Consider the following 23,508-nt stretch of genomic DNA (forward strand, 5'->3'; position numbering starts at 1 on the left):
GGGGGCTGTGGTGAACGGTCTGATGCTCAGACGGAGAAGCGCTCGGCGTCGGGGTGTGACCGCCGGCCGCCATGCAGAGCGGTGCCGTGAGCGCCGAGAGCAGACCGTTGGCCGCACAGTGCGCCGCCGCGGGGGACTGACCCGAGATCACGACGATCGCCGAACCCACGGAGACTATCCCGGCGCGTCGAACACGCTCCATTGCCATTGGTTCGGCTCCCACTTCCCGTCAGAACTTGACGAATCGTCTTCAAGCTATCGACCTGAATGCAGAAGCGGAACGGTAAATAGGGACGGGGCGATAAGGGCCAGAGACATGCTTTAAACATCAACCCAGTCGATTTCTTGGCACATCTTGTGGCCGCCCGCCACTGCGTCTCACCCGCCCCTTGCCGCACCCCGGACAAGATGCCGACAATCAAAGCGGGGCCGAAAGGGGACGGATGTGCTCGTGCTGACCCGCGATGGGCTTCCGGAGCTGTACCGGGCCGCTTCTCGAATCTCACGCCGAGGCCAGCGCAGGGTCGTGCAGCTGAACCTCGTGCTCATCCTCGCCGGGCTGGCCTCGGGGATCTTCGCGTTGTTCGGCGGGCAGGACGGCCCTGCCTGGCACGCATGGGCGGACGCCATGGCCGCCCTGTGGTTCGCGGTCGCCGCGGTCGGCGGCGCGATGCTGAACGCCGGCCGGGCCCACCGCCGCTGGTTCGACGGCCGGGCGGCGGCCGAGTCGACCAAGACGCTCACCTGGAAGTACGTCATGCGGGCCGAGCCGTTCGAGGACGACTCGACGGCCGACGCCCTGTTCATCGAGCGGCTCGGCGAGATCCGGCCCATGATCCACGGCGCCGGGTCCGCGGACGGCGTGCGCGGCGGGTGGCTGCTCGCGCCGGATCGGGCGATCAGCCCGATGATGCGCAGCCTCCGGAACGCCGAGGTCCCCGACAAGCGGGCGGTCTACCGCACCCACCGGCTGGCCGATCAGATCCGCTGGTACCAGGACAAGGCGGCCGCCGCGGACCACAGCTCCTGGCGCTGGCGGCTGGCCACCATCGTGCTGGGCTGCTGTGGCGTCGCGGGCGCCACGGCGAGGGCGGCCGGATGGTCGGACCTGGACGCGCTCGGACTGGCCGCGGCGGGCCTCGCCTCGATCGCCGCGTGGACGCAGCTGCGCCAATACATGCAGAACGCCGCCGCCTACCGTCTCGCGCTCCGTGAGCTCCTGGTCATCCATGAAAACTCGGGTAGGCCCGGCTATGACCAGGTGACCTGGGGCGACTTCTGTGAGCGCGCGGAGTACGCCATCTCGCGCGAACACACAATGTGGCGGGCAAGGGCTGGCTGATGACAATCAGTTGCGCATGAATTAATCTTGCTGCAAAGGACCTATACGGCTTCGCCCGGGCGAATCGTGAACGGAGATTTGAAATGTCTGTGCGTCACGGGGCCCGTTCTGCACCGGACTCCAACGGTGTCGATGGGGCGTCATCGCGCATCCCTGATCTGAGGACCGCCTCGCTGCGCGACCTCACGCGAGACGACCGCGGCAGCGTGACCGTGCTGGCGGTCCTGGGAGAACCGGATGACCCCCCGTATGAGCGGACCAGGTCCTTCCAGTCCTACATCTGACCTGGCGCCGGCGGTCGGTGAGTACGTCCTCAAGGTTCATGGTCGCTGCAACCTGGCGTGCGATCACTGCTATGTCTACGAGCACGCCGACCAGAGCTGGCGGAGCAAGCCGGCCGCGATCAGTCCCGAGACCGCGAGCCGGGCAGCCTGGCGCATGGCCGAGCATGCCGCCGCGCGAGGCCTGGACCGGGTCACGGTCGTGCTGCACGGTGGCGAGCCGCTGCTGATCGGGCACGAGGGGCTGCGCGCCGTCCTGCGGACCCTGCGCACCGTCATCGAGCCGGTGGCCAGGCTCGAGCTCGGCGTTCACACCAACGGGGTCCTCCTGGACGAACGGCACTGCGAGCTGTTCGAGGAGTACGGGGTCAAGGTCGGGGTGTCGCTCGACGGCGACAGATCTGCCAACGACCTCCACCGCCGCTACAAGGACGGCCGTACCAGCCATCCCGAGGTGCGCAGCGCCCTCGCCCTGCTCCGCGAGCACCCGAGCATCTACTCCGGCATCCTGTGCACCGTCGATCTTCGGAACGATCCGATCGCCGTGTACGAGGCGCTGGTCGCCGAGCGCCCACCGCACGTCGACCTGATCCTCCCGCACGCCACCTGGGACGACCCTCCGGTACGTCCGGACGGCGTCGCGGCGCCGTACGCGGCCTGGCTCGGCCGGATCCACGACCGCTGGGTCGCCGACGGCCGGCGGCCGCCGCTGCGGCTGTTCGACTCGATCCGCAGCGCGGCGGGCGGCGGACCGAGCTGGAGCGAGGCGATCGGCGTCGGCGAGGTCGGTCTGCTGGTGATCGACACCGACGGCTCCTGGGAGCAGACGGACTCGCTGAAGACGGCCTACGACGGCGCTCCGCAGACCGGGATGAACGTCGTCGACCACAGCGTCGACATGGCGGCCGGGCACTCCGGAGTCCAGAGCCGCCGCGTCGGCATCGCCGGGCTGTCGGCGACGTGCAGGGCGTGCGAGGTCGTGTCGATCTGCGGGGGAGGGCTCTACAGCCACCGCTACAAGAGCGGCTCGGGTTTCGACAATCCGAGCGTGTACTGCGCCGACCTCAAGGAACTGGTCCAGCACGTCGCCGCCTCCGTCGAGGGCCCACGTCACGCTCTTCCGGGCGATGCCGTGGGTGCGCTGGCGTCTGGACCGGGCACCGCCGAGGTACTCACCGGACTGCGCGACCCCCAGCTGTCGATCGGGATGGCGCTCGCCGCCGAGGTCGCCAAGGAACTCGACCACACCGACGAGGAGGCGGCGGAGGGCTGGGCGCTGCTGTGCGCCCTGGATCGCGAACGGCCCGACGTCGTCCGCGAACTTCTCGCGGCACCGTACGTGCAGGAGTGGGCCGTGCGCTGCCTGCGGCCCCCGTCCGGCGCCGACCGCAGGCTCGATCGCTCCCACCTCGGCGGGCTCGCCGCAGCGGCGGCGGCACGCGCCGGCGTCGCCGCCGAGCTCCCGATCCGCGCACGCGAGGGCTGGCTGCACGTACCGACCGTCGGCGCGCTGCAGGTGACCGCCGCCCGCGACGGAACGCACGTGGTCCGGATCGGCGAGACGGGCGTCAGTGCCCGCGGCGGCGCCTGGCATCCCGTGCGCCGCGCGACCTCGCCGCTGCTGGACGTGGCGATCGAGGATCTCGACCCGTTCCGCGACTGCCACGACCATCCGATCGCCGGACGGCAGACCGCGCCCGAGCTGGACGACTGGCAGCGCAGCCTCGCCGAGGCGATGGCGCTGCTGCACCGCGAGCTGCCCGCCTACGCCGGGCTCATCACGCGGGAGCTGGGCACGGTCGTCCCGCTCCGCCCGAGCGGGCGGAGCCGCCGGCTCAGCAGCACGGCGCGGCGCGCGTTCGGCGCGGTCGCCCTCGCCCCGGCCGACGCGGATGTGCTCGCCGAGTTGCTGGTGCACGAATTCCAGCATGTGAAGCTGAACCTGCTGATGGACGTGCACGCACTGTGCGTTCCGCAGGGGAGTGCGTTGATGGAGGTCCCGTGGCGGCCGGATCCACGCCCGGTGGAGGGGGCTTTGCACGGCACGTACGCCTTTTTCGGAGTCGCGGAGCTTTGGCGGGCGCGCCCCGGTCCGGAGGCGGAAGCCAAGTTCTGTCGTTATCGCGATTGGGTGGCCAAGGGACTGCGCGAGCTGTCAGCCTCGAATGAGATGACCGGCGCGGGCGAGACCTTCGTCGCCGGGCTGGCAGCCGCCATGGACCACTGGTGAACGGCGGGCGTACGTCACGATCGTTTCGTCGCGTAATGACGGGTCGGCCGCCGAAAAGTTTGCGGGGATTGCGTCGCCTGACACAGACATCGGAAAACACGGAATCACGCTGAAAGCATCAGGAGTCGGCGAGATAGACCTCTGTGATTCCCGGTATGCGTCTCGTTACCATGAACGCCATCATCACTGCGATATGGGGGTGCGTCAGGAGGTGAACGGCAACGGGCATCTGTTCTTCGTCAGCTACTCCCACTCGCCCACCGGTGGATCTTGGTCGTACGACGCGGACCAGAACGTCCGCGACTTCTTCGAGTTGCTCTCCTACAACCTCTCGCAGCTGGTTCCCCGCACGGTCGGCGCGGAAGACCCCGGGTTCATGGACGGTCTTCTGAATCCCGGCGGGGAATGGACCAACGAACTGCTCCAGGCCATCGGCACCTGCCAGGTCTTCGTCGCTCTGATCAATCCCCCGTACGTGACCAGCGAATGGTGCGGGATGGAGTGGTACGCGTTCGCCCGGCGCCAGGTCAGGCTCCAGTCGGGGGAGGACACGGCGAACCGGACCGCCTTCATGCCGGTGATCTGGGCGCCCTGGCAGCGAACCGAGGAACTGCCGAAGGCGATCCGCGACGTGCAGCGGTTCAACCCCGACAACCTCCCGCAGGACATCCTCGGTCACTACCGCCACGACGGTCTCCTCGGGCTCTACCAGACCGGAAGGCGCGACGCTTACGGAGCCGTGGTCTGGCGGCTCGCCCAGAAGATCGCGCTCTTCCTCGATTCCCACGTCGTCGAACCACGAGTCCTGAAGCGCGAAGATCTTCGCGATGCCTTCCAGGAGGCGCCGTGACCGGCGGTTACAGCTTCTTCCTCAGCTACGCGCACTCGACGCCGCTCACCGGCGAGCGGCCCGACCAGCTCGACCGCTGGGTCCGGCTCTTCTTCGAGGACCTGCGGGACGCCGTTCAGCGCCGTGCCGAAGCCGACGCCGCGGGCCGTCCCGGCCCCGACCTCGGTTCAAGCTCGGGCTCGGGGCGCCGTGATGGTTTCGCCGACTTCACCGTTCCGGTGAGCGCGGACTGGAACGACCGGCTCCTGACGGCGCTCGGCGCCGCCGACGTCTTCGTCCCCCTCTACTCGCCGAACTACTTCGCCCGGGCGCGGCCCCGGCGCGAGCTGGAGGCGTTCCGGCGGCGGATGGACGACGCTGGCGTTCCCCCCGACAACAGGGTCGTTCCGGTGCTGTGGACGCCGCCGCTCGGCACGGCGGGCTCGGACTGGGCTCGCGACGCGCTCGCGGTCACCGGCCCCGAGCCCGACTACGCCGACAACGGGCTCCAGGCGCTCCTGCGGCTCGACATCTACCGGTCGGTGTTCGACCGGATCGTGGACCGCCTGGCCGAACGGATCGTCGAGATCGGCGACACGGGGCGGCTGCGGCCCTCCCGCGTCGAGGACATCGACTCCATCGTGCTGCCGTCCCAGGACGAGTCGGCCGGCCGGCAGTTCGCCGTGACCGTCGTCGCCGACGACCTGGACTGGAAGCCGTTCCCCGACCAGGAGCTGTCCCTGGCCGAGTACGCCGAGGACGTCGCGAACCGCTTCGACTTCGTGGTCGACACCGTCGCGCTGCCCGCGACCGGCGGGCTGAGCGGCAGCCCGGGCGTCGTGCTCGTCGACGCCGAGCACCTCGCCCGGCCCGAACGGCGCGCCACGGTCGAGGAGGCGCTGCGCGACCGGCCGCCCTGGGTGCTCCCGGTCCTGGTCGGCGCGCCCGAGGCGACGCGGAAGGCTCTGACGAGCAGGTCCCTGCGCGATATTCTCGGCTTCGCCGAGACCGTGCGACGGGACGTGTCCTCCCGGGTCGACCACGGCGTCGGTTCCCTCAAAGAGTTCGTCGAGTTCATGCCGTTCCTGGTCACCGAGGCCGAGCGCCTCTACCTCCGGCATGGCCCCATGCCCCAGCCGGCGCCGGACAAGCCGGGCTCGATGCCCCGGCTGAACCGGCCCCCGACGCAGAGAGAAGACGACAGATGAACGGGCGCGAGGGTCAGATCATCACCTTTTACTCGTTCAAGGGGGGCACCGGCCGGACCATGGCGCTGGCCAACGTCGCCTGGATCCTCGCCGCCAACGGGCATCGCGTGCTGGTCGCCGACTGGGATCTGGAGTCGCCCGGCCTGCATCGGTTCTTCCATCCGTTCATGCCCGAGGGCTTCGACGTCGCCGACAGCAGCGGCATCATCGAGATGATCCGCGAGTACGAGTGGGCCGCGGCGGAGGAGAAGAACGACCTCACCAAGCTGCCGGAGGCCAGCGCACGCGTGCAGCGCTACGCCTTCTCGCTCGAATGGGACCACTTCGCCGAAGGCGGCTCGCTGCACTTCCTGTCGCCGGGCCGGCAGAACCTCGACTACGCCGCCACGGTCGGTGCGCTGGACTGGGAGAACTTCTACGAGCGGCTGAACGGCTCGGAGTTCTTCGAGGCGCTCCGCGCCGACATGAAGGCTCACTACGACTACGTCCTCATCGACAGCCGGACCGGGCTCAGCGACGTCGCGAGCATCTGCACCGTCCAGCTTCCCGACGTCCTGGTCGACTGCTTCACGCTCAGCACCCAGGGCATCGAGGGCGCGGCCCAGGTCGCCCGCACGATCGAGGGACGGCGGCGGCCGACGCCCGTACGGATCCTGCCGGTGCCGATGCGGATCGACCAGGCCGAGAAGGACCGGGTCGACACCGGGCTCGCGTTCGCGGCAAGGCTCTTCTCCGGGCTGCCGAGCGACATGACCGAGTCACAGCGACGCGCCTACTGGTCCTCGGTCGAGGTGCCCTACCAGGCCTTTTACGCCTACGAAGAGACGCTGGCGGTGTTCGCCGACACCCCGGGCTCGCCCAAGTCGCTGCTGTACTCGTTCGAGCAGCTCGCCGGCCACATCACCGGCGGCGCCGTGCCGGGCCTGCCGCGCATCGACGAGTCGCTGCGGCTCTCGACCCGGGCGCAGTTCACCCGCCGGGCGCCCGCCGAGATCAGGAGCGTGCTCCTCGACTACACGGCGGGCGACGAGAACTGGGCCGACTGGATCAAGACGATTCTGGGCCGGGTCGACCTGGAGGTGATCGACTCGCAGCGCGAGGACACATCGCGTCGTGCCGAGGACGCGCCCGCCCGCGTCCTGAAGATCGTGTCCAGCACGGAGTTCACCGCGCCTCCTGTGGGGCAGCAGTTCTACGTCGTCAACATCGCCGACATCCCCTCCGTACCGCAGCAGCCGGGACTGCGCGGCCAGACCACGCTGGTCGGCCTGAACGAGCGGGAGGCCATCGGCAAGCTGGCCCGCATGCTCGAACTGCGCGTTCAGCGGCTGCCCGAGCCGGGCGCCGGGGGAGCGGACTATCCCGGCGCGCCGCCCAGGATCGTGCGCGTGCCCGCCCGCAACTTCCGGTTCACCGGCCGCGAGAGCGACCTGCGCGAGCTGCGGTCCAAGCTGCGCGAGGCGGGAACGGCCGTGCTGCTGCCGCGAACGGTCGCGCTGCACGGCCTCGGCGGGGTCGGCAAGACCCAGCTCGCGCTCGAATACGTCCACCGCTTCCAGAACGACTACGACGTCGTCTGGTGGGTCGACGCGAGCCAGAGCGCGTTCGTCGACATCTCCCTCGCCGACCTGGGCGGCCAGATCGGACGCGAGTTCGAGCCGATCGCACCGAGCGGCGCCAACGTCACCGAGATCGCCGCGCTGGTCCGCGAGACCCTGAACTCGGGCCGGCTGGTGAAGCGCTGGCTCCTGGTCTTCGACAACGCCGAGGACATCAAGACCGTCAGCAAGTGGCTTCCCGAGGGCAAGGGCCACGTGCTGCTCACCTCGCGCGACCCGGCCTGGGCGGCGCGCGCCACACCCCTGCCCGTCGAGGTCTTCACCCGCGAGGAGAGCGTCACCTACCTGACCCGCCGGGCGGAGTCGATCACCGAGGAGGAGGCGTTCCAGGTCGCCAAGAAGCTGGGCGACCTGCCGCTGGCGGTGGCGACCGCCGGTGCGTGGCTGGCCTCGACCGGCGTGAGCGTCGCCGACTACCTCGACCAGCTGGAGAGGCAGCCGTCGGTCGCGCTCTCGCTGGGACAGGACGAGAACTACTCCGAGTCGGTCATCAAGGCATGGACGCTGTCCCTGGACCGGCTCGCCGAGCAGTCACCAGCCGCGGCCCGGCTCTTCGACCTGTGCTCGCTGCTCGCGGGGCAGATCAGCCTCGACCTGCTCTACAGTCCGGCGATGGCCGAGGTGCTCACGCCGGTCGACCCGGCACTCGTGGAGCCGATGGTGATGCCGCGGCTGGTCCAGCAGATCAACAAGCTGGCCCTGATCAAGCTCGACAACGGCGCTCGGCAGATCCAGATCCACGGCCTGGTGCAGGCCGTGGTCAAGGACCGGATGAGCAAGGAGGACATGACCAAGGCCAGGACCGAGATCTACAAGGTCCTGGCCGCGGCGCGCCCTCGCCGTGAGGTGGACGACCCCGACACCTGGCCCCGCTACCGCATGCTCTGGCCGCACCTGGGGCCGTCCGGCGCGATGGACGCCCAGAACGAGACGGTCCGGCAGCTCTATCTCGACCGGGTCCGCTACCTCGGGCAACGCGGTGACCTGGAACGCGGCCGTGACATCGCGCGCGAGGCCGAGACCACGTGGCGGGAGATGCGGGACCAGATCACCGAGCCGGGCGAGCGGGCCACGCTCGACCGGCAGATCCTGCGGCTCCAGTTCAGCCTCTCCAACATCCTGCGCGACCTCAGCCAGTTCGAGGAGTCGCGTCTGCTGGACGAGGCCGTGCTGGAGGAACAGCGACGGCTGCTCGGCACCGACCACCCGCACACGCTGATGACCGCCAACGGCCTGGGCGGCAGCCTCCGGGCGCTCGGCCGCTACCGCAGCGCGCTCGAACTGGACAGGGAGACCTACGACGCCTGGCGGGACATCTTCGGCGACGAGGACTCCAGGACGCTCCTGTCGGGCAACAACCTGGCCGTCTCGTTCCGGCTGAACGGCGCGTTCGACGACGCCCTCGAACTCGACCGCAAGGTGCTCGACGCGCGCCGCAGCACGCTCGGGCCCAACCACCCGCGCACCATCGACTCCGCCGCCAACATGGCGCGTGACCTGCTGGAAAAGGGCAGCTACTTCGAGGCGGTGCGCGAGGCCGAGGACATCGTCGAAACGGCCACCGACCAGAAGGAACTCGGCCCCGAGGACCGTACGACCCTGCGGGCCCAGTGGCTGCTGGGCGTGGCGCTGCGCAGCGCAGGCCAGCCCGACGCCGCGCAGGAACGGTTCGAGGTGGCGCTGGACGGGCTGAAGCGCCGGTTCGGCGCCGACAGCCCCGACACGCTCGGGGCGCGGCTGAGCACGGCCGCCAACCTGCTCGGGCTGGACCGCACCGAGGAGGGCGAGGCGGAGATCCGCGCCGTCCTGGACGTCTACCGGGATCGGCTGGGCGACACCCATCCCCACACCCTGGCGTCCACGGTCAACCTCGCCAGCGCGATGCGCCTGCAGGGCCGTTTCGAGGACGCGCTCGCCCTGGTCGAGGAGACCGCGACCAAGTTGGACCGCTTCCTCGGCCCCGACCACCCCTACAGCCTGGCCGGTTCCATGGTCGTCGGCGTGCTGCTCGCCGACCTGAGGCGCCAGGACCAGGCGATCGAACGGGAGCGGGCGACGGCGCAGCTGATGGCAGCGACCCTCGGTCCCGATCACCCCGACACACTGCGCTGCCGGGCGAACCTGGAGCTCACCCGCATCGAGCTAGGCGAGACCGGCGCGATCGAGGAGCGGGAGGAGGTCATCGCCCGGTTCACCGCGCTGGTCGGTGACGAGCATCCGAACGTGAGCACCCTGCGCGGCCGCCGCCGTCTGGTCCGCGCGGTCGACCCGCAGCCCTTCTGATCGAAGCTCCGGGTCGGTGGTCTGCTAGACGCCGGCCCGGGCCAGCCGGTCTCCGGCGTAGAAGTCGACGTGCTGATCGGCGGGAGCGGAGAGCCAGCTCAGCACCTCGGGCAGCACCTCCATCGCGCTGAAATGGCCGCCGGCCGGTTCGAGTTCGAGCTGCGAGGTCGGAATGCGTTCGGCGAGCCAGCGCGTGTGCGGCGGCGGCGAGAACCGGTCGTCCAAGCCGTGCCAGAGCAGCGTCGGCACCTGGATCTCGCTCAGTTCGAAGCCCCAGTGCTTGCGAAACGCCAGCACATCGTCGATCCAGCCCCACGGACCGGCCTTCAGCGCCTCGCTGTAGGTGGCGACGAGCATTCTGCGCATGGCGACATCGTCGATGATCCGGCCGTCGTAGCGCGACAACTCGGGACGCAGCTTGCGGACCAGTTCCTCGGGATCCTCCTGGATCCGTTCGGCCAGCCGCGAGAGTTCGCGGTAGACCGCGTCCTCGTCGATGTCCGCGCGGCTGTACTCCTCGACGTTGGAGTCGGTCATGCCGCCGTACCAGTCGAGGTCGTTGGCGTCGAAGGGTGCGACGCTCACCAACGCCGCGACGCGGTCGACGCGGTGGCTGAGCCTGGCCGCGCACGCCAGTGCGTGCGGCCCCCCGCCCGAGCGGCCCACCACCGAGAACCGGTCGATACCGAGCTGGTCGGCGATCGCCTCGATGTCGGCGGCCGCGTCGACGACCTTTCTCCCGGGATCGCGGTCGGAGTCGCCATAACCCGCCCGGTCATAACTGATGAGCTTTATGCCTTGCATCCGGAGCGTCATGGAGCGGGGCTTCGGGCCATTCCGGCTGCCCGGCGTGCCGTGGAGGAGAAAAATGCTGACGCCGTCGGGATGTCCCGTCACGTCAGCGATCAGCCTGCGCCCATCGGAAGCGCGTGCTTCTTGCTCCAATTCGGCCTCCTCCGCCGCTGGGCACGTCGCCACGCCACCGCGTGAACACAAGTTTCTCATCGCCGGGTCGCGATGTGAACTCGCCCCCGCCTGCTTGTGATCCCGCCCTGCGGGTGGTGCGAAAGTTACCTTAACGCCTGGTCGCGATGACGTCGCGATGGCACAGCGCATGTCGATGGGGTGTCTATTCCGACGCACCGGGTTGAGGTTCAGTTTTCCGGTAGGCCATGATCGGCCAGAATTGACCCGGCGCGTGGTGAAAGTTGCAGCCGCAGCGCGATGACCTCACCTCCTCTGTCCACGACCCTTGCCCATCGCCCCCGCGGAGTCTCTCGCCCGGTGGGTCTGCCATGACCGAATCCCCGGGAATCCGTGACCGCATTGATGCAGAGCCCCATGGGCGGAGGGGACGGCCCGCGTCGCCGTGGGCGAGAGGTACTTCTGGGTAAGGGATTGCGGCTTGTGGCCTCGCGTTCACTCGACGCCGCCGCAATCGGGGCGGGGATCGCGGTCCGGACCGAGGCCGGGCCGTCGGTGAGCCGGGAGCGAGCCGGGACACGGCCGTCGGACGGCCGACCGCCGGCCGGCCACGGCCGAGGCGGGACGGGCCGCTGAGTTGGGGCGGGTGGCCTATTCACTTTGGTTATGACCTGTTGGCATTACCTCTCTTTTGTCGTGAATGAGACTGTTATTGCGTTCCTCCCCTCTCGGGCGGTGCTCCCCGCCCGGAATTCCCCCGGCACCGGAAGGGAATTGCTCGGCGCTGCCCGAGAGGTCCCCCTCGCAGGCCGGGAGAAAAGGCGGAAGCGAATGAGAACGCATGCCCGAGCGGCCGGTCGCCGCCGGCGTCTCGTGTGCGGGATCGCGCTGGCGGCAGGTGCCGTCGCCGTGGTCTCGCCCGGGGCGGCCTCGGCGGGTGAACTGTCCATCTCGCAGCAGGTCCAGCAGCAGAACCAATGGTGCTGGGCCGCCAGCGGGCTCACGATCGCCAAGTTCTTCGGTAAGGGCAACGTCAGCCAGAACGACTTCTGCAATCTCGCACGCGGCTACCCGCAGGGAAGCTACTGCCCGAACCAGGCGGGTCAGCTCGAATGGGACCAGCGCGCCTTCCAGGCGCTCGGCCTGTCGCCCGGACAGGTGACCGGGCCGCTGTCGTACCAGGGCGTCGTCGGTGAGATCGACGGTCGAAGGCCGATCCAGACAGGGATCTACTGGACGGCCGGCGGAGGCCACTCGCAGGTCATCTACGGATACCAGCCAGGGAGCCAGACGATCGCGTACGGCGACCCGTGGCCCTCCAGCCCCAGGTACTCGGAGATGTCCTACAGCAGCTATGTGCGCAACGGCCAGTTCCAGTGGGGACAGGCCCTCTCGCGGATCGGAGGCTGATGATGAGGACCACTGCGAGACTCGCGGCGGCAGGCCTCGGCGTGAGCGCGATCTTTGCCGGCGGTACGGCGATGGCCTCGACTCCGGCTCCTTCGGATGGGACGGCGGCGGCGAAGGTCGCGGCCCAGCCCGAAGTGAAGCAGCGGCTGGCGTCGTTCTTCGTGCACCTCGACCAGCATCAGCAGGGCAAGCTGACCGACCAGGCCGTGTCCGAGGCCGCAGGGGCGGCCAAGGCGCCACAGGTCGAGGCGACCGCGCGGCCCGTCTACTCGCTGAACCCCGCGTTCGTGAAGAGCGAGGCGAACGCGCCCGTCGCCACGTTCGCCTACATGGCGGTCGGCGCCGACTCGGCGTCGGGCCAGCACGCGTCGGTCTGGTTGACCAAGGCCGGTAAGAGCTGGACCGTCATGAACATCATCTCCGGTGCCGACGAGGCGTACTACCCCTCGCGCGCGGCGGGCGGCACGGTGTTCACCGAGCCGCAGATCCACGCCTGGTACCGGCTGGCGAACGGGCGGGTGACCGGCCTCAACGACACCGCGCTCACCTCGGTCGGCAAGGGCGGCGTCACCGTGGCCGCCTATCAGCGGCTCGTTCACACCCGTTACGCCGACAAGCTTCCGGGTTCGCCGTACGCGAAGTCCGGGAGGCTCGGAGGCTATTCGCCCAGCACCGGCGTGCACGGGCGCCGGCCAGATGGGGGCTCGCCCGTCCTGCTGGCCCTGGGCACCGGCGGAGCGCTCGTCGGCGCGGCCGGTGTCGCCGTGGCCATGCGCAGGCGCTGGCGCGTGCCGAGTTAGCCCCGAGCGGGCGGGTCCCGTCGTCCGCTGCGACGGGACCCGCCGTCCACTCGCTCAGGAGGTCGCGATGGGCAGGGCCGGGTGCGCCTCGGGGTGCTCGTCCCACCAGTCGCCGTAGACCCGCTGGGCGCGGACGAGCTCCATGTACTCGATGTTGAAGATGTCGCGGAGCCGTCCGGCCGAAGCCTCCACGTCGGGCCGCCACACCAGGACGAGCCGCTGCCCGAGCGGGTCGCCGGTGATGCGGCGGAACGTGACGCCGTCCCGGGGCGCCGCGGTCGGCTGGTAGATGCCGATCGCGCGCCCCGAACGGACGAGCGAGGACGAGATCTGCCAGTCGGTGGACCAGTAGCGCACGCGCGGCTGGAACCCGGCTCCGGCGCACGCCGCGCGGAAGTACGCGGGCCAGGGGCCGTCGTCGAGCGGGTCGTCCAGCCAGTCCTGGTCGGCCAGCTCGTCAAGGTCGACGGTGGGGCGGGCCGCCAGCGGGCTGGTGGTGGACATGCCGACCAGCACCGGCTCGCACTCCACGAGGACGAGCCGTTCCAGCCCTTCGAGCGCGGGCGGGGTGTGGCCGACCGGTTCCTGGAAGAGACCGATGTCCAGCGCGCCGGAGGCGAGCAGCGCGGGGATGCGCCCGCCGCCCGGATCGACGCGCAGCTGCAGCCGCGCGTCCGGCGCCAGCGTGTCCAGATGGTCGCTCAGCCGGGTCAGCGCCGGGCACGCCTGAACGCCGATCCGCAGCAGCGGCAGCGTCGCGGGGTCGCGCAGCCGCTGCGCCAGCGCGGTGTTGAGGTCGTCGATGCACGCCAGTGCCGCCCGTGCCCGGGTCGCGACCTCCGCGCCGACCGGCGTCGGCATGACGCCCTCGGAGGAACGCACGAACAGCTGGACGCCGAGATGGCCCTCCACGCGGCGCAGCATCGTGGAGACGGCGGGCTGGGTGAGGTTGAGGCGCGCGGCGGCCTTGCTGATGCTGCCGGTCGCGGCGATCGCCTCGATCATTCGCAGGTGATGGGGGCCGAGATCCACTCGAGAGCTCCTGACCGTAGTCTCTGCCCCGTGGACTCCAATCCGCGAAGATTGTAACTCTGAAAAACCGACCATCCCTAGTGGAACTGAGGGACGATCAAGTAGATCCCGTACGCGGTGATGAGGGCGCAGGCGAGGAAGCACAGGCCCGCGGCGACGGTGGGCAGTGTGATGCGGTTCGACGCCCGCCCGGTCTCGGTTTCCGGGCGGCCCGACAGCGCGAGTACGCCCACGGCGAAGACCACGACGATGCCGACGCCCACGACGAGGCTGACGGCCGACACCTCTGCCAGCGAGTTCCACTTGATGTGCATGGGGTGGCCCTTCAGGCGGCGGTGAGAACGGGGGCGGTCTCGGCGGTGGTGACGTTCGCGGCGTCGACCGGGTTGCGGCGCGACAGTGCGTAGGCGGCGACCGCGATCGCGATGGCGACCGCGCAGATGACGATGATGCCCGGCGTCCCCTGCTTGGCGACGGCGGCCGAGACCCCGCCCACCAGCGCGGCGGCGGGGAGCGTGAAGACCCACGCCAGCGCCATCCGCCCGGCGATGCTCCAGCGGACCTCGGCGAGGCGGCGGCCGAGCCCGGCGCCGAGGATCCCGCCCGAGGACACGTGCGTGGTGGACAGTGCGAAGCCCAGGTGGCTCGAGGCCAGGATGACGGTCGCCGCGGAGGTCCCGGCGGCGAAGCCCTGCGGCGACCGGATGTCGGTCAGGCCCTTGCCCATGGTCCGGATGATGCGCCAGCCGCCCACGTAGGTGCCGAGCGCGATCGCCAGGCCGGCGGAGGCGATGACCCAGACGGGCGGGCCCGAGCCGGGCTTCAGCACGCCCACCGAGATCAGCGTGAGCGTGATGACGCCCATGGTCTTCTGCGCGTCGTTGGTGCCGTGCGCGAGCGAGAGCAGGGACGCCGACGCCACCTGGCCGAGCCGGAAGCCGCGGTCGACCTCGCGCTCGCGTCCCCTCCTGGTGATCGTGTACGCGAGGAAGGTCGCGATGAGCGCCACCACGCCCGCGAGGACCGGCGAGGCGACCGCGGGCACCAGGATCTTCTCCACGACGGTGTCGAAGTTGACCGCGCCCGTGCCCGCACCGACGAGGACGGCGCCGATGAGGCCGCCGAACAGCGCGTGAGAGGAACTGGACGGCAGCCCGACCAGCCAGGTCAGCAGGTTCCAGGTGATGGCGCCCACCAGGCCCGCGAAGATCATGGTCGGGGTGACCAGGGAGTCGTCGACGATCCCACCGGAGATCGTCTTGGCGACCTCGGTGGACAGGAACGCGCCCACCAGGTTCAGCACGCCCGAGATGGTCACCGCCATCTTCGGCGAGAGGGCGCCCGTGGCGATCGGGGCGGCCATGGCGGTGGCGGTGTCGTGGAAGCCATTGGTGAAGTCGAAGGCCAGGGCCGTGATGACGACCGTCACGGCGAGGAATGTCCAATGCCCCATGGGGATCTCCTCGCTCAGCCGGTGCCCGACCGTGATCCCGGAGTCGACGGAAGGCGGCGGGAGCGGGTTCAGCAGCGTTCTCGTGGTGTCAGCCCTGCCGGGGAGGGGTGGCGGTCGGCGTATCGGTCATCGAGGAAGGAGATCAGTGCTTCGACGTCGGCGACGTTGGAGACCAGGCCGAGGGAGGCGCGGATCGCGCCGCCGCTCGGCAGGCCCAGGCGGTCAAGGTAGTCGTCCAGCGTGCGCATGCCGTGCCGGACGGAGCCGCGCAGCGCACGGCGCGGGATGTGGAACGCGCCCTCGCCCGCCCCGGGGTTGCAGAAACAGCCGGTGCGGACTGATATCGAGGCGGCGGCGGTGTCGCGCGCGACGATGCGCTCGTCGACGACGCCGCCTCGGGAGTCCAGGACGTTGAACGCGACCGTGCCGCCACGGCCGTGCCCGTCGGCCGGCCCGTACACCCTGATCAGGGGTGAGCCGTCGCGGTGCCTCAGGGACGCCAGGCGTTGGAGCAGGAGCGAGGTCAGGTAGGTCACGCGGTCGTGGATCATGTCCATGCCGATACCGCGGACCCAGGCCATGCCGACGCCCACGTCGGGGATGGACAGGAAGTTGAGGGTGCCGTCCTCGAAGGCGGTCTCGTCACCCACCAGCACATGCCAGCCACCGATCGCGCTCACGGCTTGGATCGTGCCACCAGAGAACCACGGGCGGCGCAGGCGGTCCAGAGCCTCGCGGCGAGCGATCAGGCAGCCCACGCCGGTCGGGAAGCCGAAGACCTTGTACCAGCTCACCGGCACGAAGTCGGGGCGCAGAACGCCCAGGTCGAGGCGGTTGGCGGGCGCGAAGGCCGCCGCGTCGAGCAGGACGTCGTAGCCGCGCTCGTGCGCGAGCGAGATCCAGCTCAGTGGGTGCTGCACGCCGGTGAAGTTGCTCTGCGCGGGGAACGCCAGCAGCCCGCCGCGGCGGCCCAGCGCGGCGGTGACGTCGTCGTCCCGAACGCGCAGGTCGGGCTCCCGGACGGGGATGGTGGTGACCCGCGCGCCGCCGGACCTGGCGTACACCCGGATGCCGTTCACCGAGTTGTGGTTGTCGGCCGTCAGGATCAGGCGGGTGCCGCGCCGGAACGGGTAGGCCTCTCCGACCAGCTTGCAGGCACCGGTCGCGTTCGGGGTGAAGATGACGGCGTACTCGTCGGGGGAGGCGTTGAAGAAGGCGAGGACCTCGGCGCGGGTCTGCTCGACGAGCAGCGTGGACGCGCTGGAGGTGGGGTTCTCCGAGTGCGGGTTGCCGTACAGGGCGCCCCGGAGGCGTTCGTGATGCGCCCGGAGCTGCGATCTCGCGGCCACTCCGGAGCCGGTGTAGTCGAGATAGACCTGGTCATCAAGGTGGGGATACTCGGTGGCGCGGAGGTCGTCGAGCCTCCGCGTGGCCGCGTACCCCGACGCGTGAAAAGCCGCAACCACACTATGAACGGTCCATAATCCGCTACACAGGTTTCAAGGGTGCACAGTGGCCTTTATTGGACGTTTCAGACACGTCTTCTCAGGATCAGCACTGTGAGCAGGAGGAACATCACGGCAAAGCCGCTCAGGACGGCCCAGTCGACACCGACGCCCCTGGAGAATGTGTCTTCGTAGGAGGCCAGCAACGGGGGGCCGAGAGGTGAGGCGCCCGTAGCCCACAGCCGGTCGACGGCGAGGCTGTGCCCGAGCCCCTCGAACGCCCAGCGGTTGGACATCGCGTAGCTCAGCCACCGGCCGGGCGCGGCCATCACCGGGACGGGCAGGATCGCTCCGACGAAGAGGACCTGCGGGAAGCACAGCATCGGCAGCGCCATCGTCGCCTGGGCCGGGTCGGTGACGGCCGCCGAGATCAGCAGACCCAGCGTGAGCGCGGCCAGCGAGCACAGCAGCAGGGTGGCCAGCAGCTGCCAGTACGTACTCCAGCTCATGGGCGGAAGCCGGTCCAGACCGCGCAGCACGCCGAGCATGGCCGCGTCCACCAGGGTGAGCAGCGGCAGCAGCACGGCGACCTTGGCCAGCACGTACGGGCCGAGCCGCAGGCCCGTCAGGCGTTCACGCCGCAGAACGGGCAGCTCGGTGCAGATCTGCAGCAGGCCATAGGTGAGGCCGAAGAAGAACCCGCCGAACGCGATCCAGAAGAGGATCATCACGGTTGCGCCGGGACTGGGCGAGGACGGCGAGAACGCTCCGGGCCGGAAGAGCACCGCGAACATCGCCAGGACCATCAGCGGCGAGCCGACCAGGATGGCCAGCGTCAGGCGGTTGCGTGTGAGGAGATCGAGGTTGCGGCGGGTCAGCAGCGCCCATTCCTTGAACGGCCCGGGTCTCTTCGCGGCCTCGCCGCGTGCCGGCCTGGTGTCCGGGGACTCGGCGAAACGCCCCGACCAGTCGTGGGATTCGGCCTCGACCAGACGGATGTAGATGTCCTCGATGCCGTCCGCGTCGAACGTCTCGCGCGCCTCGTCCGGGGTCCCGTAGAAGGCGAGGGCGCCCTCGGGTGTCAGCACGGCCACGCGATCGCACATCACAACGTCCGGGGGGTGGTGCGTGGTGAGGACGACGGTCGTTCCCGATTCGGCGAGGCTGCGCAGCAGGCGCATCAGATCCGCGGCCGTGGCCGGATCCAGGCCGGAGGTGGGCTCGTCCAGGAAGAAGAGGCCGGGCCTGGTGAGCAGCTCGACGGCGATGCTGGCCCGCTTGCGTTCGCCGCCGCTGAGCGCCCCCACGCGCTGCCCGGCACGCGGCGACAGCGCCAAGGCCTCCATGACGGCCTCGACCGCCCGGTCGATCTGCTCCGGCGTCGTACCGGCGGGGAGGCGTAGCGCGGCGGCGTAGCGCAACGTGCGGCGCAGCGGCAGTTCGAGATGAACGATGTCGTCCTGCGGCACATAGCCCAGCGCCGCCCGGCCGCCGTTGTAGTGGACCTCGCCCTCGGCCGGTGGCCGTACCCCGGCGATGGCGTCCAGCAGCGTGGTCTTGCCCGCCCCGCTGCCGCCGATGATCGCGACGAGCTGTCCCGACTCGATCGTCAGGGAGACGTCGCGCAGCGTCCGCCGCCCGCCATCGACCCGCTGCCCGACCCTGCGCACCTCGATAGCAGCCACGAAGGAACGATGACCCGGCTAGGCGCACCTCGTCCAGAGGGCACTGGCGTCCAGGCGGCACAGGGCGGCTTTAGGGGGCACAGGGCGGCTTTAGGGGGCACAGCGCGGCTCCAGAGGGCACTGGGCGGCTCCAGAACATAACGCGAACCTCCTGGGAGGGCGGCTGCACACCCGCCCCAGGAGGCTCGCGTTCACGCTGATCAGGCGTTAGGCGTTCTTGGTCGCGCCGATCGACTTCATCAGCGTCGGCCAGATGAACTGCGACTCGCGGATCCAGGCAGGCCAGTTGTGGCGGCCGTCGCCGTAGATGTGGGCGATGTAGGGCACGCCCGCCTTGTCCAGCGCCGCCTGGAAATCCTTGTTGTTGGCGCCGACGGCGATCTCGCTCAGCAGGCCGATGTCCCAGGGCGCCACGTTCGGGTCACCCGGACCGGGACGGCCGGTGGTGCCGGCGGAGAAGAAGAGGCCGGTGCCCTTGAGCTTGTCGGCCAGCGAGGCCGGGTCGTGGGCGATCCAGTTGGCGTCGTCCCAGCGCGGGATGCCCCAGATGGCGTACGGGTCCTGCCCGTTGCCCGCGTTGGTCAGCATCAGCATCGCCGGGATGCCGGGCGAACGCATTGACAGGATGCCGCTCAGCGACGCCGCGTACTTGAACATCCCGGGGTGGCGGGCGGCGTAGCTCATCGCGCCCTCACCACCGGAGGAGTTGCCGATCGCCGCGCGCACACCGCCGCCGTGGTAGTTGCGCTCGATGAGCTGGCGGACCTCCTGGGTGTGGAAGGTCTCCCACTTGGGGGTGCCGCCCTTGCCGTAGTTGTACCAGTCGGCGTACGAGCCGTTGGACGCCTCGGGCATGACGACGATGACGTTGTAGGCGGCGGCCCACGCCTCGATGTCGGTGTTCTTGGTCCACGAGGTGTAGTCGTCCTGGCCGCCGTGGTAGGCGTACAGCACCGGCCACGTCGCGGTGCTGTTCTCCGACCAGTTGGCCGGCAGCAGGATCCGGGTCTTCACGGTCTTGCCGAGCGCGGGGGAGTCGATGCTGATGTCGACCTCGCGGGCGCCGAGCCGGGTGGTCTTGGCGATACGGGCGCCGTCGGCGGCCGCACGGACTCCGGGGGCGGCCTGGGCCGTGCCGGTGGCGACGATTCCGACGCCGGCGATGGTCGCGGCGACCGAGCCGTAGGCGATGGCGTCGCGCCATCGCGACGCCCGGAGGGACCGGCGTGTCATCTGTCTCCTAGGACCGGTGCGCAGCCCCCATGACCACGCGGCTGCGGGAGATTGTCCTCAAGTGTGCACAGGTGTGGCAAGTGGGGCGAGTGACAATAAAGGGGGTGGAGCCTGTCGGAAGGTGAGTCCTTTGTGCAGGCCGGGGCCCGATTGCGGCGCGGCCGGATCCGGCCCGTGACACCCCCGCTACGACTCCCCGTGGCCCCGATTTTGTGTCTCTGGTGCGCTTCTGGCGGGCCCCGGGGCGGCCTTCTGGCCTTCTGGCGGCCTTCCGGTGGGCTCGCAAGGTGTGCGGCGGCCCTGCGTCAGGGCTCCTGGTGGCCGAGCATGCGGGCCACGTCGGCGAACATCCGTACGTCCACCAGGCCCGCGACCGAACGCAGCAGGACGCCGAACGGGGAGTCGGGCGGCTCGACGCTCACCCACCAGGTGAGCATCTCGGAGATCTGCGGATCGGTCGGCGCGGCCCCGATCAGCGTGCTGCCGAGCTGGCGCGCGAGGATCTGCTGCAGGTCGGCGCGGTCGGGCTCGCGGGTCTTCAGCCACTCGACCCCGGCCCACTCGACGCCCGCGATCCAGGAGCGCAGCACCATCTCCATGGTGCGGCTCGGCTTCTTCACGTTCAGCGTCGCGCAGGTGATCTTGACGATGTGGTCGCGGACGCGCTGGGCGGCGTGCCGAGCGGCCTCGGGGGCGCGGCCGGACCCGACCGCCAGCACCCCGCTGACGATGCCCTCGTACTCCTCGATGAAGTCGAAGTAGATGTGCAGCCGGATCATCAGGTCCCACGACGGGGAGTCGGCCACGACCTGGTCCAGACGTTCGATCACGGTGGAGGCGACCCGGTCGGCGACCGCCGCGTAGAGCTCCTGCTTGTTGTCGAAGTAGCGGTAGAGCGAGGACCGCGAGCTGCCCGCCGCGCCCGCGAGGTCGTCGATCGACACCTCGTCCTCGGGACGCGCGAGAAAGACCTCGATCGCCGTGGCGATGATCTCCTCGCGGCGTTTGTCGGACGACAGCCGCCGGAAAGGCGGGCGCTTGCGGCTGCGCGTCGACTGCCCCGCATCCTGGTCGGACATGCCGTCACCATAGCCGCATACCGGCCGTTCAGGGGCCGTCCGAACCCCTCGGGAATGATCGCAGAACGGTAATTCGCGTGACGCGAGACATTTGTCAGCCTTCTGATAACCGATCTCCTGAATAGGCGCGTCGAATCCGTCGTGAGCACACGCCGAACGGCCGTACGGTCGCGCGGCGGGCGGTCCGGGCCGCGGGCCCCGCTCCTGGTGACGGGCGGCCCCCGCTCCTGGTGACGGGCGGCCCCCGGCCCCCGGCCCCCCGGCGGTGCGAGGCCGCTCCTCCCTTGATCGGCGCAGGTGAGAGAAGATCAAGGGGTGACCGATCTCGTGGTGGACTCGTTCGAGGAGCACCGGCCGCTCCTGCTGGGCCTGGCGTACCGCCTGCTGGGCAGCATGTGGGACGCCGAGGACGTCGTGCAGGAGGCCTACCTGCGGTGGAGCGGGGGCGACCGTTCCGAGGTCGAGGAGCCGCGCGCCTTCCTGATCACGATCGTCTCCCGGCTCGCCCTCGACCAGCTGAGGTCGGCCCGCGTCACCCGCGAGGCCTATACCGGGCCGTGGCTGCCCGAGCCCGTCTCGGCCGAGGAGTTCGGCCCGATGGAACGCGCGGAACTGCGCGACACCCTCTCGTACGCCACCCTCCACATGATGGAACGGCTCTCGCCGCCGGAACGTGCGGTGTTCGTGCTGCGGGAGGCGTTCGATCTGCCGTACGACGCCATCGCGGAGATCATCGACGGCAATGCGGCGGGGGCACGCCAGCTCCACCACCGGGCCGTGCAGCGGATGGCCGGGGGCCGCGACCGGTTCGAACCGGCGCCCGCCGACCATTCGGAGCTGCTCGGCCGCTTTCTCGACGCCGCCACCAGCGGCGATCTCGACACGCTGAAGGACCTGCTGGCCGACGACGTCGTCGCCTGGAACGACGGTGGCGGCAAGGTCCGCGCGGCCCTGCGGCCGGTCGACGGGCGCGAGCACGTGTTCGCCTTCATCTCCGGCCTCCTCGCACGTTACGAGGTGGGCGAGCCGACGATCGTCGAGGCCAACGGCGCGCCGGCAATCTGGATCTCGGTCGACGGCGGCGAGCAGCTCGTCGCGTTCGACGTCCGGGACGGCCGCGTGCAGGGCATCTTCGCCGTCATGAACCCCGACAAGCTCGACCGCATCCGCCCCTGAGGCCGCGGACCGGTGCCGCACCGCTGCCGCCCTGGTGCCGCATCCGCCGGTGAGCCGGTAACGCGTTCTCGATGAGGCGCCAACAGCGGGTGAATCATCGAGAGGAGTGAGCGCATGGCCGAGCTTGACGGCGGCCTCGCCCGCGCCGGAGGCGATCTCGCCCGCGTCGGACGGGATCCGGACGCCTTCGAGGCGTTCTACCGGCGCCATGTCGAGGCGATCAGCCGGTTCGTGGCGCGTCGCGTCGCCGACCCGCACACCGCCGCGGACCTGACCGCCGAGGTGTTCGTGGCGGTGATCGAGTTCGCCCACACGTACCGGCCCGACCTCGGCAGCGAGATCGGCTGGCTGTACGGCGTGGCCCGCAACGTCCTGGCGGCGGAACGGCGGCGTGCCGCCCGGGAGCTGCGCGTCACAGGACGCGTCGCGGGCAGGCGGCTGGTGGACGCCGACGACATCGCCCGCCTGGAGGAACGCATCGACGCCGAGAGCGCCGCGCGCCACACCTACGAGGCGCTCGCCGGGCTCCCGGAGGGCGTCCGCGCGGTCCTGGAGCTGATCGCGGTGGACGGCCTGACGGTGACCGAGGCCGCGGGGGCCCTCGGCATCCGTCCCGTCACCGCCCGAGTCCGGCTGCACCGTGCCCGCAAGGTGCTGGCGCGCATCGTCCCCGAAGCCGCCCCGGCGCTCGCGTACGCGAAGGAGTGAAGTGAACATGCGGACGTTCGAAGACAGGCTCCTCGCCGAGCTGAAGGAAATGGTGGCCGACCGTGCCGCCTCGCAAGACGCGGCCGCCTCGCAGGATGCAGCCGCCGGGCCCGTGCAGCGCCGTCGAAGGCGTCGACACCGGCTGGTCCTGGCAGCCGGAGTCGTCGCCGCGTCCTGCGGCGCAGCGGTCGCGGTGCCCGTGTTCAGCGGAGACGACGGGACGCGGGCGAACGCGGTGGAGAAGCGCCCGGACGGTTCGGTGCTGGTCAAGTTCTACGAGCTCGCACACCCGGAGCGCGTCGAGGCCAAACTGCGCGGTCTCGACGTTCCGGCGGTGGTGACGTTCCTGCCGAGCGGAAAGAAGTGCGAGCCGCGGGCGCGCTACTTCGACGCCGGGGGACCGGACGCCGATTCCATCTACGGTTCGCCGCCCGAGGGAATGGAGGAGAACGGCGTCGTGATCTACCCCAAGAGGATCAGGAAGGGCGAGACCCTGGTGATCAATGTGTGGGGGGCCAAGGGCCGGAACGGCGAGCCGCTGCCCGACGCGGGCATGGTGATCGCCCCAGAGGTCACCCCGGACCGGGTGGGGCCCTGCGTGCTGACCGAACACGGCCCGGTGGTGACCAAGAACGGCGCCGGTGACGGACCCGACACCATCGACGACGACGTCAGAATCCCTCGCCCGGCGAGCCCGAAGCCCTGACCGCGGGCCCGGCGACGCGGGGATGAGACCCTGGCTGCGCAGTGGTGTCGCAGTCTCCGGAAAGG

Annotated in this window: 18 protein-coding genes; 10 read left to right on the top strand and 8 right to left on the bottom strand. The window is 70.1% G+C overall.

The window, feature by feature from the left end; translation table 11 throughout:
- Positions 1-451 precede the first annotated feature (451 nt).
- The 5 genes from J4573_RS27910 (at position 452) to fxsT (ending at position 9,792) form a co-directional block, all read left to right on the top strand.
- Positions 452-1,342 carry a DUF4231 domain-containing protein gene (locus tag J4573_RS27910; RefSeq protein WP_307796946.1) on the top strand — a complete coding sequence of 297 codons (891 nt, stop codon included), beginning with the start codon at positions 452-454 and terminating at the stop codon, positions 1,340-1,342.
- A 237-nt stretch (positions 1,343-1,579) separates the two neighbouring features.
- Positions 1,580-3,853, top strand: coding sequence for an FxsB family cyclophane-forming radical SAM/SPASM peptide maturase (locus J4573_RS27915; RefSeq protein ID WP_208258824.1), 2,274 nt, complete (start codon positions 1,580-1,582; stop codon positions 3,851-3,853).
- Positions 3,854-4,046: 193 nt separating this feature from the next.
- Positions 4,047-4,703 (top strand): TIR-like protein FxsC, encoded by a 657-nt coding sequence (locus J4573_RS27920; RefSeq protein ID WP_208258825.1) that lies wholly within the window; start codon positions 4,047-4,049, stop codon positions 4,701-4,703.
- Positions 4,700-5,890, top strand: a complete 1,191-nt coding sequence (locus J4573_RS27925) for a hypothetical protein (protein WP_208258826.1) — start codon at positions 4,700-4,702, stop codon at positions 5,888-5,890. The genes J4573_RS27920 and J4573_RS27925 overlap by 4 nt, the downstream gene beginning before the upstream one ends.
- Positions 5,887-9,792 (top strand): FxSxx-COOH system tetratricopeptide repeat protein, encoded by a 3,906-nt coding sequence (fxsT, locus tag J4573_RS27930; RefSeq protein ID WP_208258827.1) that lies wholly within the window; start codon positions 5,887-5,889, stop codon positions 9,790-9,792. Before J4573_RS27925 ends, fxsT begins: the two co-directional genes overlap by 4 nt.
- A gap of 24 nt (positions 9,793-9,816) precedes the next feature.
- On the opposite strand, the gene J4573_RS27935 is transcribed toward fxsT, so the two are convergent.
- On the bottom strand, positions 9,817-10,908 hold the full coding sequence (locus J4573_RS27935) for an alpha/beta fold hydrolase (protein ID WP_307796939.1): 1,092 nt from the start codon (positions 10,906-10,908) through the stop codon (positions 9,817-9,819).
- 639 nt (positions 10,909-11,547) lie between these two features.
- Here J4573_RS27935 and J4573_RS27940 point away from each other — a divergent pair.
- Together J4573_RS27940 and J4573_RS27945 are read left to right on the top strand one after the other, a co-directional pair.
- Positions 11,548-12,126: a papain-like cysteine protease family protein gene (locus J4573_RS27940; protein ID WP_208258829.1), complete on the top strand. Its 579-nt coding sequence runs from the start codon at positions 11,548-11,550 to the stop codon at positions 12,124-12,126.
- A gap of 41 nt (positions 12,127-12,167) precedes the next feature.
- Complete coding sequence (locus J4573_RS27945) at positions 12,168-12,926, top strand: hypothetical protein (protein WP_208258830.1); 759 nt, start codon at positions 12,168-12,170, stop codon at positions 12,924-12,926.
- 54 nt (positions 12,927-12,980) lie between these two features.
- Here J4573_RS27945 and J4573_RS27950 read toward each other — a convergent pair whose 3' ends face one another.
- The 7 genes from J4573_RS27950 to J4573_RS27980 form a co-directional block, all read right to left on the bottom strand.
- The gene (locus J4573_RS27950; RefSeq protein WP_208258831.1) at positions 12,981-13,958 is read right to left on the bottom strand and encodes a LysR family transcriptional regulator; all 978 of its coding nucleotides are present in this window, start codon (positions 13,956-13,958) and stop codon (positions 12,981-12,983) included.
- Positions 13,959-14,035: 77 nt separating this feature from the next.
- The gene (locus tag J4573_RS27955) at positions 14,036-14,272 is read right to left on the bottom strand and encodes a hypothetical protein (RefSeq protein ID WP_208258832.1); all 237 of its coding nucleotides are present in this window, start codon (positions 14,270-14,272) and stop codon (positions 14,036-14,038) included.
- 11 nt (positions 14,273-14,283) lie between these two features.
- Positions 14,284-15,411, bottom strand: a complete 1,128-nt coding sequence (locus tag J4573_RS27960) for an inorganic phosphate transporter (protein ID WP_208258833.1) — start codon at positions 15,409-15,411, stop codon at positions 14,284-14,286.
- Positions 15,412-15,479: 68 nt separating this feature from the next.
- Positions 15,480-16,877, bottom strand: a complete 1,398-nt coding sequence (locus J4573_RS27965; protein ID WP_307796940.1) for an aminotransferase class V-fold PLP-dependent enzyme — start codon at positions 16,875-16,877, stop codon at positions 15,480-15,482.
- 65 nt (positions 16,878-16,942) lie between these two features.
- Entirely contained in the window at positions 16,943-18,541 is a 1,599-nt protein-coding gene (locus J4573_RS27970) for an ABC transporter ATP-binding protein/permease (protein ID WP_208258834.1), read from the bottom strand.
- A gap of 207 nt (positions 18,542-18,748) precedes the next feature.
- Complete coding sequence (locus J4573_RS27975; RefSeq protein ID WP_208258835.1) at positions 18,749-19,774, bottom strand: alpha/beta hydrolase; 1,026 nt, start codon at positions 19,772-19,774, stop codon at positions 18,749-18,751.
- 305 nt (positions 19,775-20,079) lie between these two features.
- On the bottom strand, positions 20,080-20,853 hold the full coding sequence (locus J4573_RS27980; protein WP_208258836.1) for a TetR/AcrR family transcriptional regulator: 774 nt from the start codon (positions 20,851-20,853) through the stop codon (positions 20,080-20,082).
- Positions 20,854-21,168: 315 nt separating this feature from the next.
- Here J4573_RS27980 and sigJ point away from each other — a divergent pair, with 315 nt between their 5' ends.
- The 3 genes from sigJ to J4573_RS27995 all read left to right on the top strand — a co-directional run bounded on the left by sigJ (position 21,169) and on the right by J4573_RS27995 (position 23,443).
- Complete coding sequence (sigJ, locus tag J4573_RS27985) at positions 21,169-22,029, top strand: RNA polymerase sigma factor SigJ (protein WP_307796941.1); 861 nt, start codon at positions 21,169-21,171, stop codon at positions 22,027-22,029.
- 114 nt (positions 22,030-22,143) lie between these two features.
- On the top strand, positions 22,144-22,737 hold the full coding sequence (locus tag J4573_RS27990; RefSeq protein ID WP_208258837.1) for an RNA polymerase sigma factor: 594 nt from the start codon (positions 22,144-22,146) through the stop codon (positions 22,735-22,737).
- 7 nt (positions 22,738-22,744) lie between these two features.
- Positions 22,745-23,443: a hypothetical protein gene (locus tag J4573_RS27995; protein ID WP_208258838.1), complete on the top strand. Its 699-nt coding sequence runs from the start codon at positions 22,745-22,747 to the stop codon at positions 23,441-23,443.
- Positions 23,444-23,508: the final 65 nt, after the last annotated feature.

The sequence above is a fragment of the Actinomadura barringtoniae genome, assembly GCF_017573505.1.
GTDB lineage: Bacteria > Actinomycetota > Actinomycetes > Streptosporangiales > Streptosporangiaceae > Spirillospora > Spirillospora barringtoniae.